This is a genomic window from Cupriavidus sp. C3SS-1 (assembly GCF_057073755.1).
Map to the genome: position 1 here is coordinate 2,675,721 of NZ_CP172700.1, position 16,829 is coordinate 2,692,549.

General features: G+C 68.3%; 14 protein-coding genes. 10 read left to right on the forward strand and 4 right to left on the reverse strand.

All coding sequences use genetic code 11. The features are described 5' to 3' along the window. Window positions 1-121 precede the first annotated feature (121 nt). The 3 genes from ACIGJC_RS28295 to ACIGJC_RS28305 all read left to right on the forward strand — a co-directional run bounded on the left by ACIGJC_RS28295 (window position 122) and on the right by ACIGJC_RS28305 (window position 3,719). Window positions 122-1,903, forward strand: coding sequence for an OPT/YSL family transporter (locus ACIGJC_RS28295; RefSeq protein ID WP_483714430.1), 1,782 nt, complete (start codon window positions 122-124; stop codon window positions 1,901-1,903). A 110-nt stretch (window positions 1,904-2,013) separates the two neighbouring features. Next, entirely contained in the window at window positions 2,014-3,171 is a 1,158-nt protein-coding gene (locus ACIGJC_RS28300; RefSeq protein WP_483712847.1) for an acyl-CoA dehydrogenase family protein, read from the forward strand. After that, window positions 3,171-3,719 carry a hypothetical protein gene (locus ACIGJC_RS28305; RefSeq protein ID WP_483712848.1) on the forward strand — a complete coding sequence of 183 codons (549 nt, stop codon included), beginning with the start codon at window positions 3,171-3,173 and terminating at the stop codon, window positions 3,717-3,719. Before ACIGJC_RS28300 ends, ACIGJC_RS28305 begins: the two co-directional genes overlap by 1 nt. Window positions 3,720-3,834: 115 nt before the next feature. On the opposite strand, the gene ACIGJC_RS28310 is transcribed toward ACIGJC_RS28305, so the two are convergent. Both ACIGJC_RS28310 and ACIGJC_RS28315 read right to left on the reverse strand, forming a co-directional pair. Further along, a complete protein-coding gene (locus ACIGJC_RS28310) occupies window positions 3,835-4,212 on the reverse strand; it encodes a PHA-granule associated protein 4 (RefSeq protein ID WP_483712850.1) in 378 nt (125 codons plus the stop codon). Window positions 4,213-4,356: 144 nt separating this feature from the next. Beyond that, window positions 4,357-7,188, reverse strand: coding sequence for a M16 family metallopeptidase (locus ACIGJC_RS28315; RefSeq protein WP_483712851.1), 2,832 nt, complete (start codon window positions 7,186-7,188; stop codon window positions 4,357-4,359). 142 nt (window positions 7,189-7,330) lie between these two features. Here ACIGJC_RS28315 and ACIGJC_RS28320 point away from each other — a divergent pair, with 142 nt between their 5' ends. The 4 genes from ACIGJC_RS28320 (at window position 7,331) to ACIGJC_RS28335 (ending at window position 10,984) form a co-directional block, all read left to right on the forward strand. Then, window positions 7,331-8,860 (forward strand): DNA-3-methyladenine glycosylase 2 family protein, encoded by a 1,530-nt coding sequence (locus ACIGJC_RS28320; RefSeq protein ID WP_483712852.1) that lies wholly within the window; start codon window positions 7,331-7,333, stop codon window positions 8,858-8,860. Then, complete coding sequence (locus tag ACIGJC_RS28325; protein ID WP_483712854.1) at window positions 8,857-9,390, forward strand: methylated-DNA--[protein]-cysteine S-methyltransferase; 534 nt, start codon at window positions 8,857-8,859, stop codon at window positions 9,388-9,390. Before ACIGJC_RS28320 ends, ACIGJC_RS28325 begins: the two co-directional genes overlap by 4 nt. A gap of 19 nt (window positions 9,391-9,409) precedes the next feature. Then, window positions 9,410-9,991 (forward strand): RNA 2',3'-cyclic phosphodiesterase, encoded by a 582-nt coding sequence (gene thpR, locus ACIGJC_RS28330; RefSeq protein WP_483712855.1) that lies wholly within the window; start codon window positions 9,410-9,412, stop codon window positions 9,989-9,991. 213 nt (window positions 9,992-10,204) lie between these two features. Next, the gene (locus ACIGJC_RS28335; RefSeq protein ID WP_483712856.1) at window positions 10,205-10,984 is read left to right on the forward strand and encodes a flagellar brake protein; all 780 of its coding nucleotides are present in this window, start codon (window positions 10,205-10,207) and stop codon (window positions 10,982-10,984) included. Between the two features lie 77 nt (window positions 10,985-11,061). Here ACIGJC_RS28335 and ACIGJC_RS28340 read toward each other — a convergent pair whose 3' ends face one another. Further along, window positions 11,062-11,910 (reverse strand): IclR family transcriptional regulator domain-containing protein, encoded by an 849-nt coding sequence (locus ACIGJC_RS28340; protein WP_483712857.1) that lies wholly within the window; start codon window positions 11,908-11,910, stop codon window positions 11,062-11,064. 83 nt (window positions 11,911-11,993) lie between these two features. Then, window positions 11,994-12,884: a LysR family transcriptional regulator gene (locus ACIGJC_RS28345; RefSeq protein WP_483712859.1), complete on the reverse strand. Its 891-nt coding sequence runs from the start codon at window positions 12,882-12,884 to the stop codon at window positions 11,994-11,996. Between the two features lie 113 nt (window positions 12,885-12,997). Between ACIGJC_RS28345 and ACIGJC_RS28350 the strand changes: the two genes are divergently transcribed. From ACIGJC_RS28350 to ACIGJC_RS28360, 3 genes are all read left to right on the forward strand, one after another. Then, window positions 12,998-14,551, forward strand: a complete 1,554-nt coding sequence (locus tag ACIGJC_RS28350) for an AMP-binding protein (protein ID WP_483712860.1) — start codon at window positions 12,998-13,000, stop codon at window positions 14,549-14,551. Window positions 14,552-14,564: 13 nt separating this feature from the next. Then, window positions 14,565-15,752, forward strand: a complete 1,188-nt coding sequence (locus ACIGJC_RS28355) for an acyl-CoA dehydrogenase family protein (protein WP_483712861.1) — start codon at window positions 14,565-14,567, stop codon at window positions 15,750-15,752. An 80-nt stretch (window positions 15,753-15,832) separates the two neighbouring features. Further along, the gene (locus ACIGJC_RS28360; protein ID WP_483712862.1) at window positions 15,833-16,828 is read left to right on the forward strand and encodes a tripartite tricarboxylate transporter substrate binding protein; all 996 of its coding nucleotides are present in this window, start codon (window positions 15,833-15,835) and stop codon (window positions 16,826-16,828) included. Window position 16,829: the final 1 nt, after the last annotated feature.

Genomic DNA, 16,829 nt, shown 5'->3' on the forward strand with positions numbered 1-16,829 from the left:
GTAGTTGTGCACGCAACTATATCGACAATATAGTTGCGCGAGAAACTAGTGTAAACCCAGGCGGAGCCTGCTCTCGCCTATGCTTTGCCTGAAGCACTTGTCCGGCACGCCGCCCTTTGCCATGCCCTCAGTCCCATCAGAAACCGCTCCGCACCTGCACTGGCTACCTGCGCCGGGGAGCTGGCCATACCATCTGCTGCTTGGCGCGGCGGGCATGCTGGTGCTTGGGCCGCTGGGCGGCATTGCCGCGGCCTATATGAACTTCTCGCTCGGCTTTTTCGTTGGCGGCCAGGTGCTGGCCGGCATCCTTGGCTCGGTGGTGACCTGTGGCTACGGTGCCTCGGGGCGGCACGGCGCCAACTACATCCAGACCGCGGCGGCATCGGTCGCCGGCATGGGCGGCATGGCCGTCGTGATCCAGGCGATGAGCTGGCTCGGATTGGCCCAGCCACCGCTATGGCAATTGATCGGATACATGCTGTGCATCGGCATGTACGGCGTCGGCGTCGGCATGCTGTACACGCCGCTGCTGGTGGACCGCATGCAGCTTACTTTTCCGTCCGGGCTGGCGGTGGCGAATATCCTGCGCGCGCTGACCGATCCGCATCTCTTGCGCCGCTCGGTGTCGCGCCTGGCCGGCGGCATGGCGGCGGGGTTGGCCAGTGGCCTGTGGCTCTCCAGGCTGGCGCCGCTGGCGGCGCTCGATATGTCGGCCTCGACCCTCGGCGCCGGCATGATCGTCGGCGCGCGCATCGGCATTGCCGCGTTGACCGGCGGCCTGGCGGGATGGGCGATGACCCCGACCTTCGTCTCGATCGGCTGGCTGGCCCCGGGCGAGCCCTTCCGCAAGATCACCTTCCTGATCGCGCTCGGCATGATCTTGGGGGCGGCGGTGGTCGACGTCTCGCTGCTGCTGGCGCGTGCGTGGCGACAGTGGCGTGGCGGCACCGCGCCCGCGACGCGGCAAGCCGGCGGGCCCGACATGCGCTGGGTGGCGGCATGGGTGCTGTTCTGGGGCGCGGCCGTGGTGGCCGCGGGCGTGGCCTGGTTCGGGCAGCCGCTGGGCTTCCAGCTGATGGCGGTGCTGCTGGTGCTGGTGTTCGCGCTGGTCAATGGCATTTCCGTCGGCATGGTCGACCAGAACCCGATCTCGTCGGCATTCGTGCTGTGCGTGATCCTCATGGCCGCCGCCGGGTTGCGCGCGCCGCATGTCGGCCTGATCGCCGCGACGGTGCTGCTGGTGTCCACCGCCGAGGCCTGCGACATGCAGCAGGACCGCTCCACCGGCTGGCGCCTGGGCAGCAACCGCATGGTGCAGTTCGGCTACCAGGTTGCCGGGATCATCGTCGGCGCGCTGCTTGCCGTGGCGCTGGCGCGGCTGTTCATGCAGGCGTATCCGGTGCTGGCGCTGGACCAGACCGTGCTCACGGCCGCGCAGCAGCCGGCGCGCTGGACCTCGGCCATGACCTACAAGATCGTCGGCGTGCTGCGCGGGCTGGCCGAGGCACGGGGCTACCAGCACCTTGCCGTCATCATCGGGGCAGTGATTGGCCTGGTGACGGAAGTGCTGCGCAAGGGGCTGCGGGCGCACGCGGGCTACCGGCGCTTCGCACAATCGGGCAAAGCGGGCCGGACGGTGGATTTCGCGCTGGACGCCGTCTTGCTGCCCTCTCCGTATGCCTCGTCGTTCGGCGGCTTCGTTAACCTGCCCGCCGCGGCATGGATGGCGGCCGGTGGGGTCGTGACGGGCCTCGCCGAACGGTTCGGGCCACGCCGGCCAAGCCAGCCCATGCCGGACGACATGAGCACCACGTCGCTGGTTGGCGGCGGGATGATCGCCGGCGATGCACTCGCGGCAATGGCAATCGGCCTGGCAGGACTGCTTGCCGTCACACGCGACTGAATGTCAAATTTCGTTGACGCTTCTGTTCAATATCGGGTGGATTGTCAAATCAGGCGGTGCGCGTACCATTGGCGCCCATACTGTCGAATTGGCTTGATCGGAGAACCAACATGGCCCTTGACCAGGAATCCTTTGCCCTGCTGCGCGCCTCGGTGCAGCGCTTTATCGACGAACGCCTGAAGCCGGCTGAAGACACGCTCGAAGAGCTCGACGACGTGCCGGCCGATATCGTCGCCGACATGAAGGAAATGGGCCTGTTCGGCATCTCCATCCCGGAAAACTATGGCGGCATCGGCTTGTCGATGTCGCAGGAATGCGACGTGGTCTACGACCTGGGCCACACTGCGTTCGCGTTCCGTTCGGTGTTCGGCACCAATGTCGGCATCGGCTCGCAAGGCATCCTGATGGATGGCACCGAAGCGCAGAAGCAGGCCTACCTGCCGAAGATCGCCAGCGGCGAGCTGATCATCTCGTTTGCGCTGACCGAGCCGAACGCCGGTTCCGACGCTGCTTCGCTGCAGACCAGGGCCGAGCTGGACGGCGACCATTACGTCATCAACGGCACCAAGCGTTTCATCACCAACGCGCCACGCGCCGGTGCCTTCACGCTGATGGCGCGCACTGGCGGTCCCGGTGCCTCCGGCATCTCGTCGTTCATTGTGCCGGCCGACACCCCGGGCATCTCGCTGGGCAAGCCGGACAAGAAGATGGGCCAGCGCGGCACCAAGACCTGCGACGTGGTGCTGGAAAACGCGCGCGTGCCGGCCGCCAACATCATTGGCGGCGTGCCCGGCGTGGGTTTCAAGACCGCGATGAAAGTGCTCGACCGCGGCCGCCTGCACCTGTCGGCGCTGGCCTGCGGCATGGCGCACCGCCTGATCACCGACGCCGTGGCCTATGCCAAGGAACGCAAGCAGTTCGGCAAGCCGATCGGCGACTTCCAGCTGATCCAGGGCATGCTGGCCGACAGCCAGGCCGAGTTGTACGCCGGCCTGTCGATGATGCGCGATTGCGCGCAGCGCTATGACGCCAAGCCCGCCGGCAAGAGCGACCCGGAAGTCAGCATGCTGGCCTCGTGCACCAAGATGTTCTGTACCGAAATGGTCGGCCGCATCGCCGACCGTGCCGTGCAGATCCATGGCGGCGCGGGCTACATCGCCGAGTACACGGCCGAGCGCTTCTACCGCGACGTGCGCCTGCTGCGCCTTTACGAAGGCACCACGCAGATCCAGCAGGTCATTATCGCCAAGCACCTGCTGCGCGACTGATGGCGGTCACGGCTGCGGGACGCGACCCGGGCAGCCTTCCGGATGGCCGTGGCGTGCGTCGCCTGCGCGCCGTGGTGGCGACCTACCGGACGGATTTTCCGGCCTACACGCTGGCGGTGTCGCCGGCCGAGCTGATGGCGCTCAGCGCCATGCCCGGCGACCTGGCCGCGGCGCGCGATCCGCGCGCGCATGCGCACCTGGAGCGCCTGCGTGAAGACGTGCATGCCAGCGGCATCGCCCTGCCCGGCGCGATCGTGGTGGCGGTAAGCGGGGGCCGCATGCATTGCGAATGCGACCACCTGTATGCGCTGGAAATGCGGCCACAGGCCGGTGACCGGCTGATTGTGATCGATGGCTATGAGCGCCTGCTCGCGCTCGCCCATGGCGAGCGTCGCCACTGCCAGACGCTGGTGTCGGCGGTGCTCTGGCATACCGCGATCCAGCCGGCGGCAACCCCCTGCGCCGCCGTTGTCGAGGATGTGGCCGGCAGTGCGATGGTGCAGTCAGCCGCCGCGCGCTGGGCCAATGCCGCGCGCGTCTGGCACTGAGTGAGTCGCTGCCCGCTATGAAGCAAACATGCCGCCGGTTGGCGGCATGTTCGTTTTGGGAGGATTCGGAACCGGCGCCCGCGCCTTATTGCAGGAACCGGCGCTCGCGCCTGCCTTATTCGGCGGGCCAGACGCAGTCCACGTCCCGCAGCAGGTGTCCGGCAAGAATGTAGTCGCCAAGCCGTGTGGCCCGGGCTTCGAGATCGAGCAATTCGTGGTCCGTCAGCGTGCCGAGATCGAACTGGCAGTACAGGTTACGTTGCCGGAACGTTGCCTTGACCTTGGCGAGGCCCTCGATCAGCGCTTCGCGCGAACGTACGGCGACACTTTCCTGGCCGCGATACTGCACCTTGATGCCGCGCTTCTCCCCGAGCCTGCCGAGTTCGACGGCGTCCTGCCATCCGGTCTCGTAGTCCAGCTCCAGACCCAGCACGCCTTCCGCGGCGAGAAGCCGGAGCGCTTCCGCCTTGCTGCCAGCCCGCACGTTTGACATCCACACCTCTTATCTCTACTTATACTGTACGAATATACAGTCAACACCAGGGCACGGCAAGGGGCTGCCCCGCTCCGGCGCCCGGCTGGCTGCCGGAGCGTCGGTCCATTCTGGCCTGTCTCCTTGTCGCTTGCGTGACAGCGGCTACGGGCGCGCAGCCGGCGCCTCGCCTGCGGCGCCATCGGGTGCCGGGGCGGTGGCGAAGTCGCCCGCGTAGACTTGCGACAGCCCGTCCGGGCGCACGTACTTGCGAATCGCCGCATTCACCGCCTCGGGCGTGGCCGCGCGCAATCGCGCTTCCAGTTCTTCGGTGTAGGCCATGGTGCGGCCGAGGTAAAGCTGATTGGCGAGCGCGCCGGCCAATGCGCCGTCGCTGCTGCGGCTCACCATGCCCTGCTGCAGGATGCCGCTGACGGCTTCCGACAGTTCGGGCGCGCTGATGCCGTCGCGCACGAAGCGCTCCAGCTCTTCGGACACGGCCCGTTGCAGGCGCTCCAGGTTCTGCGGGGCATATTGCGCCTGCAGGCCGAAGCGGCCCGCACGGTCCAGCGCACCCACGTTCACCCAGCTCGACGCACCATAGCTGAGCCCTTCCTTCTGGCGCAGGCGGTCGGCCAGGCGACTGCGCAGCGAGCCGCCGCCAAAGACGCGGTTGGCGATCAGCATCAGTGCGAAGTCGGGTTGGTCGCTGACCAGGTCGATCGGTTCGGCGGCGACGTACACGGCGTTGGCCTTGCCGGGCGTGGCGAGCGTGAAGTCGGCCGGGGCAATCGCCACGAAGGGCCGGTCCACGCGCGCAAACGGCTGTTGCGCGCGCCAGTCGCCGAACAGCTCGGCCGCCTGCGCGGTGGCCGCGTCGGCATCGAAGTCGCCCACCAGGCTCAGTTGCGCATTGCCCGTGCCGTAGAAGCGCGCATGGAAATCGCGCACCTGCTCCAGCGTGGTGGCCTTGAGCGCGGCAATGGTCTCGTCGAACGTGGGCGCGTGGCGCGGATCGCCGGCCGGGTAGGGGTCGCCATGGCGGCCCAGCGCATCGGCGGCCATCACGCCCGGCTGCCGGCGCACGCTTTCGATATCGGCGATGGCGGTGCTGCGCAGCGTGTCGAATTCCGCCTGCGGGAAGGTGGGCGCGCGCAGGATGTCGCGCACCAGCGCCAGCAGTTCCGGCAGCTGTTCGCGCCGGGTCTCGAAGCTGACGGTGACGCGCTCGGAGCCACCCGAGACCATCACGCGCGCGCGCAGGGCCTCGATGCGGTCGGCAAGCTGCAGGCGGTCCATGTTGCCGGCACCGCGCTTGAGCATCGATGCCGCCAGGTCACCCACCGTGGTCAGGCCCTGCAGGCTCTCGACATCGCCCATGCGCAGGATCAGCGTGCCGTTGACCACGCCGCCGCGCGTGGGCTTGGGCAGCAACGCCAGCTGCATGCCGTTGGCCAGGGTCTGGCGCCGCGTGTGTGCCTCGATGTTGGCCGGGCTCGGATCGAACGCCGGCACTGCCGCCAGCGCCGGCTTGCCCTGGTAGCCGCGCACCTGCGCCGCCACGTCGGGGGTCGCGGGAATCTGCGCGCGCAGCGGCTTGTCCTGCGGCAGGAACACGCCCACCGTGCGGTTCGAAGTCTGGAAGTAGTTGAGCGCGACGCGCTGCACGTCTTCGAGCGTCACGGTCTCGATGCGGTCGCGCGCGATCAAAAACAGGCGCCAGTCGCCCTTGGCAATGGCTTCCGACAGCGCAATGCCAAGTGCGCCCGGATCGTTCAGGTAGTGCTCGTAGGCGTTGCGCATGCGCACGCGCGCCCGCTCCAGCTCCTCGGGCGTCACGGGCGCTTCGGCGAAGCCCTCGACCTGCGTGATCAGCCCCGCGCGCGCCGCTGCCAGCGACTGGTCCTTCGATGTCTCGGCCATGAACAGCAGCGTGCCCGGGTCCTTCATCGCACTGAACGAGGTGCCGACCGAGGTGGCCTTCTTCTGCTCCACCAGCGCCTTGTACAGGCGCCCGCCGGGCGTGTCGCCGAGGATGATGGTCAGCATTGACAGCGCGGTGGTATCGGGGTGGGCGCCGGCGCTGACGTGGTACTGCGCCGCCACCAGCCCGCTGTCGCCGGGGCGCGTCACGACGAGTTCGCGCGCGCCTTCCTGCGGCGGTTCGACGGTGTGCTCGGGTGGCAGCACGCGCGTCGGGCGCGCGATCGGGCCGAAATAGCGTTCGATGCGCGCGATCGCCCACGCCGGATCGAACTTGCCGGCCACCACCAGCACCGCATTGTCGGGCTGGTAGTAGCGGCGGTAGAACGCGCGCAGGTTGTCGATGCTGACCTGCTCCACGTCGCTGCGCGCGCCGATCGGCGCCTTGCCGTAGTTGTGCCAGCGGTACGAGGCGGACATCATCTGCTGGATCAGCATGCGGCCCGGGCTGTTCTCGCCCATCTCCATCTCGTTGCGCACCACCGTCATCTCGCTGTCGAGGTCGGCGCGCGAGACGAAGCTGTTGACCATGCGGTCCGCCTCCATGCGCAGCGCCCAGTCGAGGTTGTCGTCGCTGGCGGTGAAGGTCTCGAAGTAGTTGGTGCGGTCCTGCGCCGTGGTGCCGTTGGATGACATGCCGCGCCGCGCGAACTCGGTCGGGATGGTCTTGCTCGGCAGCGTGGGCGTGCCCTTGAACAGCAGGTGTTCGAGCAGGTGCGCCATGCCGGTCTCGCCATAGTTCTCGTTGCGGCTGCCGACCAGGTAGGTCATGTTGACCGTGGTGGTCGGCTTGGCCGCATCGGGCGCGAGCACGATGCGCAGGCCATTGGGCAGCCGGTACTCGGTGATGCCCTCGACCGAGGTGACCTCGACCGCGCTTGCCGTCGCCTGGCCTGACGGCGCAGCCGTTGTGGCTGCGGCCGGCGCGGCTCCGGCAGCCCCAGGCAGTCCCAGCCATAGCAGTCCCGCGAGCGCGAGCGAGCAGGTCAGCGGAAGCGGTTTGACTGGGCGCATGGAATCTCCGGGAAACAACACAGGCTGGTGATTCTAGCCGGACTGGGTTTGCCATGACTGTGCTCCATGGCACGGTCGCTGGCCAGAGGGGAATGTCCGAATCCAGCGGGTGCGGGCCTGCCTGAAGCGGTAGCATGCCTGCATGGAACTCGATCCCGATACCTGCTACAAGGCCGTGGCCTCGCACGACCGCCGCTTCGACGGCCGCTTCTTTGTCGGCGTGTCGTCCACGGGCATCTATTGCCGGCCCGTGTGCGCGGTGCGTACCCCGAAGCGCGAGAACTGCACCTTCTACGAAAGCGCCGCGGCGGCGGAGAAGCAAGGCTTCCGCCCTTGCCTGCGCTGCCGACCCGAACTGGCGCCCGGCCACGGGCTGGCCGATCTGTCCGGCCGCCTCGCGCAGGCTGCGGCCACGCTGATCGACGAAGGCTTCATGGCCGATGCCGGCGTGGCCGCACTGGCGGCGCGCATCGGGGTGACCGAACGCCACCTGCACCGCCTCTTCACGGCGCAGTTCGGCGTGTCGGTGCTGGAGTACGTGCAGACGCAGCGCCTGCTGCTGGCCAAGCGGCTGCTGACCGATACCGCGTTGCCCGTGACCGAAGTGGCGCTGGCCGCGGGCTTCGGCAGCGTGCGCCGCTTCAACGACGTGCTGCGCACGCGCTACGGGCTGACGCCGATGGCCTTGCGCAAGCGCGCGTCCGACGGCGTGGCCGACCGGCTGGTGTTCGAGCTGGGCTACCGCCCGCCGCTGGCGTGGCAGGCGCTGCTGGGCTTCCTGGCCGTGCGCGCGGTCGATGGCATCGAGCAGGTGCGCGATGGCGCCTATGCCCGCACGCTTGCGGTGGAAGCCGGGGGCGTGATGCATCGCGGCTGGCTGCGGCTCGACCACGTGCCTGCGCGGTCAGTGCTGCGCGTGACCCTGTCGGCCTCGCTCGCGCGCGTGATTCCGCAGGCGCTGGGCAAGGTGCGGCGCTTGTGCGACCTCGGCTGCCGGCCCGATATCGTCGACCGCCATCTCGGCGAACTGGCCAGCGATGTGCCGGGCATGCGGCTGCCGGGCAGCGTCGATGGTTTCGAGATCGCGGTGCGCGCCGTGATCGGCCAGGTGATTTCGGTGGTGCAGGCCCGGCGTATCCTGGCGCGGCTCGCGCAGGCGGCGGGAGATGCCTTGCCAGCCGCGGCGATGCCAATCGATGGTTGTATGCCGCTGCAGCACTGTTTTCCCTGCGCCGCAGCGCTGGCCGCGCTGCCCGATGCCGCAATGGCCGCCGCCGGCGTGTCGCCGGTCAAGGCGCGTACGCTGCGCGCGCTCGCGCAGCGCGTCGCCAGCGACGCGTTGCCGCTGGGCCCGCACACGGCGCCCGAACAGACCGTGGCGGCGCTGCGCGAGATCGACGGGATCGGCGACTGGACGGCGCAGTACGTCGCCATGCGCGCGCTGGGCTGGCCCGACGCGTTCCCGGGCACCGACTATGCGTTGCGCAAGATGCTGGGCGTGAACACCGTGCGCGCCATGCAGGCCCGCACCGCGCAGTGGGCGCCGTGGCGCGCCTATGCCGCCATCCACCTGTGGCATCGCTATGAAGCGATGAAGTCACAGGGCGACGGCGCAGTGGTACCTTTGGCAGCCATGATTCCTGCCAATTCCGATATCGAGGTGACGACATGAACAGCTACCGCCTGATCGACAGCCCGCTTGGCGCCATGCTGCTGCGCGCGGAGGGCAGCTTCCTGACAGGTATCTATTTCGACGGGCAGAAGTACTATCCGCACGGCGCGGTGCCGGGCGCCGTGCCCGAAACCACCGCGCGCCTGTTCGACGACGTGGCGGCGCAGATTGCGGCCTACTTCGATGGATCGCTCGAAGCGTTCTCGCTGCCGCTGCGGCTGGCGGGCACCGACTTCCAGATGCGCGTGTGGGAGGCGCTGCGTGCCATTCCTTTTGGCGAGACGGTGTCCTACGGCCAGCTCACCCGGCAGCTCGAACTGCCGCATGGCCATGTCCGCGCGGTCGGGGGCGCGGTGGGGCGTAATCCGCTGTCGGTGATCGTGCCGTGCCACCGCGTGCTGGGCGCCGACGGGGACCTGACTGGCTATGCGGGCGGAACTGACCGCAAGCGCGCGCTGCTCAAGCTCGAAAGCTTTGCCGCGGCCGCGCGCCTGCCGATCATGCAGCAGTCCGCGCTGGCGTTAGCGTAGGCGCGGCAGCGCAGCCAGCATGGCCCGCCTGTTTATCGCCGTGGAAGCACCGCCGGCGGTCGCGGCGCATCTGGTGGGCATCGTGCCGGCGGCAAGCGGCATCCGCCCCGCGCCAGCCGCGCAGGTGCACCTGACCTTGCGTTTCCTGGGCGAGTGCGATGCGGAGCAGGCCGGACGCATCACCGCCGCGCTCGACACGCTGGCGGCCGAGGATTTCGCGCTGCGCGTGACGGGCGCCGGACGCTTTCGCGGCCAGCAGGGCAGCGTGCTGTGGGCCGGCCTTGCGCCATGTCCCGCGCTCGACGCGCTCCATGTGGCCGTGACCGATTGCCTGCAGGCCGCAGGCATCGCGCCCGAGCGGCGCCGTTTCCGCGCCCACCTGACCCTCGCGCGGTGCCGCCCGGCCGTCCCCGACGCGATGCTGCGCGACTGGGTAGCCGCGCATCGGGAGCTTGCCGTGCCGCCCTGGCAGGCGCGGCGTTTCGTGCTGTTCGAGAGCCGCCTCGACCGGCACGGTGCCACGCACGCGCCGATCGCCGCGTGGCCGCTCATCGACCCCGGCGACGCGCACACGATGGCAAGCGTACCCGTTTCTGCGTGAACGGGATTCGGCCCGCCGCAGCGCGAAAGCGGCGCAAGCGCTACCCCTCAAAAGTCTGTGCTCAAGTTTCGCCACAGAATGCCGAAGCCCATGCCATGAGTCTTGCCGTCCAGTGGAGCGTCCCCTTAATATGCGGCGCTCGGGCCGCAAGCCTATCCTGCCGCGGCGCTCCTGCCAACGCGCGGTGCTGCCACTCTGATGTTGCGTGATTCCATGAGCTTCCAAGATTCCTCCGAGTCCACCCAAGCCGGTTCCGGCCCGCAAGACGAAACCGACACGGAGGCCGGGGCCCTGCCTGACGAGCGCTACCGCCTGACCCATACCTCGCAGATCGGCACAGTGCTGCGGGACCTGTCCTGGCAGAAATGCCTGATCACGGTGCGCACGCGTACGGGCCATCAGTTCGTGACGTCGGTGCTGCACATGGACCCGGTCAACCGCACCTTTATCTTCGACTGGTGCAACGCCGATGCCGAGCGCCACGCGCTGATGACCTCGGACGAGAACGCCTTCTCGGGCCTGTTGCGTGGCGTGCCGGTCAATTTCATGGTGGGCCGGCCGTCGGCCACGCGCTACGAGCAAGGTCCGGCCTTTATCGTGGAGTTTCCCGAGAAGCTCTACCACTTCCAGCGCCGCCGCCATTTCCGCGCGCGCACGCTGGTGACCAAGGGCTACCGCTGCGAGATCCGCAACCCGGACAACAGCGTGCTGGCGCTGGACATCGCCGACCTGTCGCTGTCTGGCGTGGGCCTGCGTTCCAGGACCGTGGGCGCGGACCAGCTGCCGGTCGGCACCATGGTGAGCCGCTGCCGGCTGGACTTCCGCGAGCTGGGCAAGCTCGACGTCGACCTCCAGATCGTGGGGCACTGGCTGGTCGGCAACGACGACAGCGCCATTCACCACTACGGCTGCGCCTTCGTCAGCCCGGACGGCCGCATGGAGAACTTCCTGCAGCGGCTGGTGTTCTCGCTGGAGCTTGCGCACCGCGGCTGAGGCGGGGGTTGGCGCTCGATTGCCCGCTCGCATCGCGGCATTCGGCAGTGCGGCTCTCCCGGCTGTTCACACGCTGATCAGGACGTGATCAGGCGCCCGATGGCCGCGGCCGCTTCGCGCATCGGCGGCAGCAGGCGCGACACCATCTCCGCCTCGGTCACCTTGGCCGCGCGCACGCTCACGCTGATGCCCGCCAGCACGATGCCGGCGGCCGAGCGCACCGGCACCGCGATTGCGCGCAGGCCCGGTTCAAGCTCTTCATCGACGATCACGTAGTCCAGTTCCCGGGCGCGCTCGAAGCAGCTTTCCAGTTCCTGGCGCGACACCTTGGTCTGCAGCGTGCGCGGACGCAGGTCCGCATGCTCGAAAAAGCCGTCGAGCACCGACGAGGGCTGGTGCGCGAGCAGCAGGCGCCCGTTGGACGTGCAGTAGGCCGGCAGCCGGCTGCCCATGCCGAGCGAGTAACTGACCACGCGCTGCACTTCCGAGCGCACCAGGTACAGGATGTCGGTACCGTCCAGGATGGCCAGCGTGCAGGTCTCGTGGATGCGCGCGCTCAGGTTGTCGAGGATCGGCTGCGACAGCGACACCATCGACGTCGATGAGAAATACGCATGCCCCAGGTGCAGCACCCGCGGGCGCAGTGCGAACTGGCCGTCCTGCTGGCTGACGTAGCCAAGCTGCTCGAGCGTATACAGGCAGCGGCGCACCGACGCGCGCGACAGCTGCGTGCGCTGGGCCACCTGCGAGATCGTCAGCGGGCGCTTGCGTTCGGAAAACGCTTCAAGCACGGTCAGGCCGCGCGCCAGCGACAGCATGAAGTTCGGATCGCCCGAGAAACTGCCGAGCAGGTCGGACTGGGGGCGGGCAACTCGGACCGTATCGGCCTGGGCCTGGCCGATGCCAAGGGGGCGGGTAGTCTCCATCGTGCTTGTCTTGTTCGATAATCGCGCAATCTTAAACGGAGTCGGCGCCGCGGGCCAGCGGTTTCGCTATCGCAGCAGCGGTCTTAGCCGACCTGCTCGCGCAGCAAGGTCGTCATGCGCTGTGCCAGTGGCGAAAGATACGCACCCGCGCGCGTGACCACGCCGATGCGCCGCCGCAGGTCCAGTTCGTCCAGCCCGACGTCCAGCGGCCTGAGCCCGGGCATGATGGCTTCGACATGCGCGCTGGAAATGCTCAGCATCGGCGTGCCGCGGACCAGCGCGAACAGCGACGCGGTACCGAAATCGACCTCCACGCGCAGCGCAGGCGGCGGCAGGCCACGCCGGCGGAAGGCCTCGTCGACCTGCTGGCGCAGCACGATATGCCCTTCGGGCAGCAGCCACTCCTGGCTGGCCAGGTCCGCCAGGCTGAGGTTGCGCCGCTGCTGCAGCGGATGGGATTCGTCGGCCACCACGACCAGCCGGTCGTCGAACAGCGGTTCGATTGCAAAGGCCTCGGTTGCGTGACGTGGCAGGGGTGCCACGGCCAGGTCAAGCTCCCCGGCCGCGAGCAGGTCCATCAGGTCACGGGCGAGGCGCCGGCGCAGCTTCAGGCGGGCCACCGGCCGCTCCTTCACGAGCTGGCGGCAGGCGCCCAGCACGATGGCATTCGGCAACGAAGGCGAATATCCCAGCCGCAGCATACCCAGTTCGCCTGTGCGGATGCCCTGCATCTCCTTGAGTGCGTCTTCGTACTCCAGGTGGATGCGGCGGGCGCGTTCGATAAAGAGCCGGCCCGCATGGGTGACGCTCATGCCGTTGGCCGTCCGCTCGAACAGTGGCAGGCCAGCCTGGGCTTCGACGCGCTGCACGGCCTTGGTCAGGGCGGGCTGGCTGATGCCCAGCTGGTCCGCGGCCCGGCCGATCCCTCCGCTGCGTTCCACGGCAAGGATGTATTCAACGTCGCGTGTCTCCATGCTGGCATTCCCATCAGTTATGGCTTTATAGCCATTCATGCATTGTGGTGATGTCGTCCATCTTACAGACTTAGCCACAGGCAAGACGCAAAAACGAATACACGGAGACGCCCATGGGCTTTGCATATTTCCTGCGCCGCGCGGCGCGCTATTGGGGCGACCAGCCGGCCGTTCTCTACCGCGACCAGGTGTTGACCTATCGGCAGCTGGATGAGCGCTCCACGCGGCTCGCCAACGCGCTGCTCGCGCTCGGGCTGCGCAAGGGCGACCGCGTGGCCGTGCAGTCGCGCAACCGCCCGGAACTGGTCGAGATCGAATGCGCGCTGTACAAGGCGGGGCTGGTGAAGGCCGCGCTGAACCCGCGTTTCACGGCTGCCGAAGCCTCTGACGTGGTGGACAACTGCAAGCCGCGCGTATTGATCGCGGGGCCCGGCTACACCGGCTACGCGTCCGCCACGCGCGGCTTCGGCTCGGTGGAGACCTTCATCGCCATCGGCGCGGACGCCCCGGGCTATGCCGGCTACGAAGCCCTGCTCGCCCGGGCGGGAACCGAATTGACGGAGCTCGTGCCGGCAGCCGATGACCTTGCCGTGCTGCATTTTTCATCGGGTTCGACCGGCAAGATCAAGGCCGCCATGCAAAGCTACGGCAACCGGCTGGCGGCGCTGCGCAAGATGCTGATGAGCATGGACAGCCCGCCGCGTCCCGGCGATCGCCTGGCGCTGATCGGCCCCGTCACGCACGCCTCCGGCATGCTGATGCAGCCCTACCTGTACTGCGGGGCCACGCTGGTGCTGTTCGAGAAGTACGAGCCCGCACACTTCCTGGCCGAGGTGGCCCGCCTGCGCATCACGCACGTGTTCATGGTGCCGGCCATGATCAACATGCTGCTGGCCGAGCCGTCTCTCGCCAGCGCGGACCTCAGCAGCCTGAAGACGCTCGCCTACGGCGCCGCACCGATGGCGCCGGCGCGGATCCGCGAGGCGTGGGAACGCATTGGCCCGGTGCTGTCGCAAGGCTATGGCGCGAGCGAATCGACCTCGGGCGTCACGCGCCTGTCCACCGCCGACCATGCACTGGCGATGGCTTCGTGCCCGGAGCGGCTTGCCTCCTGCGGCCGTGCATTGAGCGAGACGGAAGTGCGCGTGGTCGATGACCACGGCCGCGAGGTCGGCGTCGACCAGATCGGCGAACTCGTGATCCGCGGCGAGGATGTCTTCCAGGGCTACTGGGGCGAGCCCGCACTGACGCAGGAGGTGCTGGTCGATGGCTGGCTGCGCACCGGCGACATGGCGCGTGTCGATGCGCAGGGCTACATCTACCTGGTGGACCGCAAGAAGGACATGATCATTTCCGGCGGCTTCAACGTCTACCCGACCGAGGTCGAGGCCACGCTGTACCAGCACCCCGACGTGCTCGAAGCCTGCGTGATCAGCGTGCCCGACGACACCTGGGGCGAAAGCGTGAAGGCCGTGGTCACGCTGCGCCCGGGACGCGAGGCCAGCGCGCAGGCATTGATCTCGCATTGCCGCGAACGGATTGCCGACTACAAGTCGCCGCGTTCGGTCGACTTCGTCGATGAACTGCCCAAGAACGCCAGCGGCAAGCTGGCCCGCAAGCTGGTGCGCGAGCCGTACTGGCATGGCGCTTCGCGCCGCGTGAACTGAGGAAAGCACCGCCATGTTCGATACCCTGACCAATCCCGTGCTGCGCGAAACGCGCGCGGCCATCCGGCGCTTCATCGACGAAGAACTGCGTCCGCTCGAGCGCGAACTCGGCCTGGGCCCGGAAGACCCGTGGCCCGTCGAGACCCTGCGCGGCGTGTGGCGCCGCTCGAGCGAGCTTGGTCTCTACGCCGCTTGCCTGCCTGAAGCGCTGGGTGGCAAGGGGCTCAATATCGTCGAGCAGTGCGCGCTGAAGGCGGACCTCGCGGCCAGCGGCTGCACACTAGCGCCCCATGTGCTGGGCGACCTCGGCGGGCCGCCGCGCGTGGGCAATATGCTCAAGTACGCCACGCCCGATCAGCTCGAACGCTATTTCCGTCCCGTGATCCGCGGCGAGAAGTCGACTTGCTTCGCGCTGACCGAAACGCATTCGGGCTCGGACGCGCAAAGCATCGCCACCACCGCAGTGCCCGACGGCGACGAGCTGGTGATCAACGGCGGCAAGCACTACATCAGCGGTGCGCCGTTCGCCGACTTCGCCATCGTCATGTGCGTGACCGACGCGAGCGTGTCGCCGCCGGCCATCAGCGCCGTGCTGGTTGACCTCGACCTGCCGGGCGTGACGGTGACGCAAGCCTATGTGCCGATGTCGGGCCAGCATATCGACGCCGACATCGCCTTCGACAACGTGCGCGTGCCGCGCGCCAACATCCTCGGCGGCGAAGGCAATGGCTTCCGCCTCGGCATGTCGCGCATCAACGTCAACCGTCTGTTGCACTGCCCGTCGATGCTGGGGCTGGCGACGCAGGCTTACCGGTCGTCGCTGGAGTACGCGGGACGGCGGCGCCAGTTCGGAGGGCCGATCGCTCGCTTCCAGGCCATCCAGCACATGCTGGCCGACATGGCTGCGGCGCTGTGGGCCTGCGAATGCATGATCGCGCAGACCGCCGCGCTCGCCGATGCCGGCGCGGACCTGCGCATGAAGGCCGCCGCGTGCAAGCTGTTCGTGTCGGAGCGCTGCTTCGAGGTCGCCGACAAGGCCGTGCAGATCCACGGCAACGTGGGTGTGACGCGCGGCCATCCGGTCGAGCAGGCGTTCCGCAAGCTGCGCATGTTCCGCGTCTTCACCGGCACCAGCGAGATCCAGCGCAACACCATCGCCAAGGCGATTCTCGAACCGGCACCGGCACCGGCGGCGGCGTAAGCCGCGTTGCGCGGCACGCCAGCTTCACCTCAACACGACATCAGGCGGCGCTGGACACGGTGCCCGCCACGGAGACAACCATGAACCGCCGACAATGGCTTGCCACGGCAGGCGCAGCCGCCGTGAGTTCCGTGCTGGCACCGGTGCGCGCGGCGACCGCCGCGACCGCCGCTTATCCCAACCGCCCGATCCGGCTGATCGTTCCCTTTCTGGCCGGCAGTTCCCCCGACAACACGGCGCGGACGGTTTCGGCCGAACTCGGCGCGCGGCTCGGCCAGCCGCTGGTGGTCGAGAACATGCCCGGCGCGGGCGGCATCATCGGCGCCAATGCGCTCAAGCGCGCCGCCGCCGACGGCTACACCATCGGCCTGCTGGCGAATACGCATGTCATCAACGTGCATATGTACCGGCAGCCGCCGTACGATCCGGCGCACGACTTCACCGCAATTTCCGCCATCTCGGGCGGCCCGACCGCGCTGGTGGTGCCGGCGGACTCGCCCTACAAGACCGCGTCCGAACTGATCCAGGCGATGAAGAAGGCGCCGGGCAAGTTCAACTACGGCTCGGGCGGCAAGGGCAGCATCGCCCATCTTGCGGTCGAAGCGCTGCTGCACCAGGCCGGCTGCGAGGCCGTGCATGTCCCGTACAAGGGCGCGCCGGAAATCCTCTCGGCGATGCTGAGCCACCAGACCCAGTTCGGCATGCCGGTGCTCGCCACCGCCACGCAGTACCTGCGCAACGGGCAGGTGCGTGCGCTGGCGGTGTCTTCGTCGTCGCGTTCGCCGTTCTTTCCCGACGTGCCGACGCTGGCCGAGGTGCTGCCGCCCGGGTTTGCCATCGACAACTGGAGTGGCTTGTTCGCGCCGGCGCATTTCCCCGCCGAGCTGACGCAACGGCTGTTCACCGCCGTGGCGGAGCTGCAGTCCGGACCGCGCCTGGCAGCGCAGGTCAAGGCCAACGCCGGCGAAGTGCGCCGCAGCGCGTCGCCGGCGCAGTTCCAGGCCATGGTCGCCGCCGACACAGCGCGCTACGCGGCGCTGATGCGCTCGATCGGCATGAATGGCGATATCAGCTGAA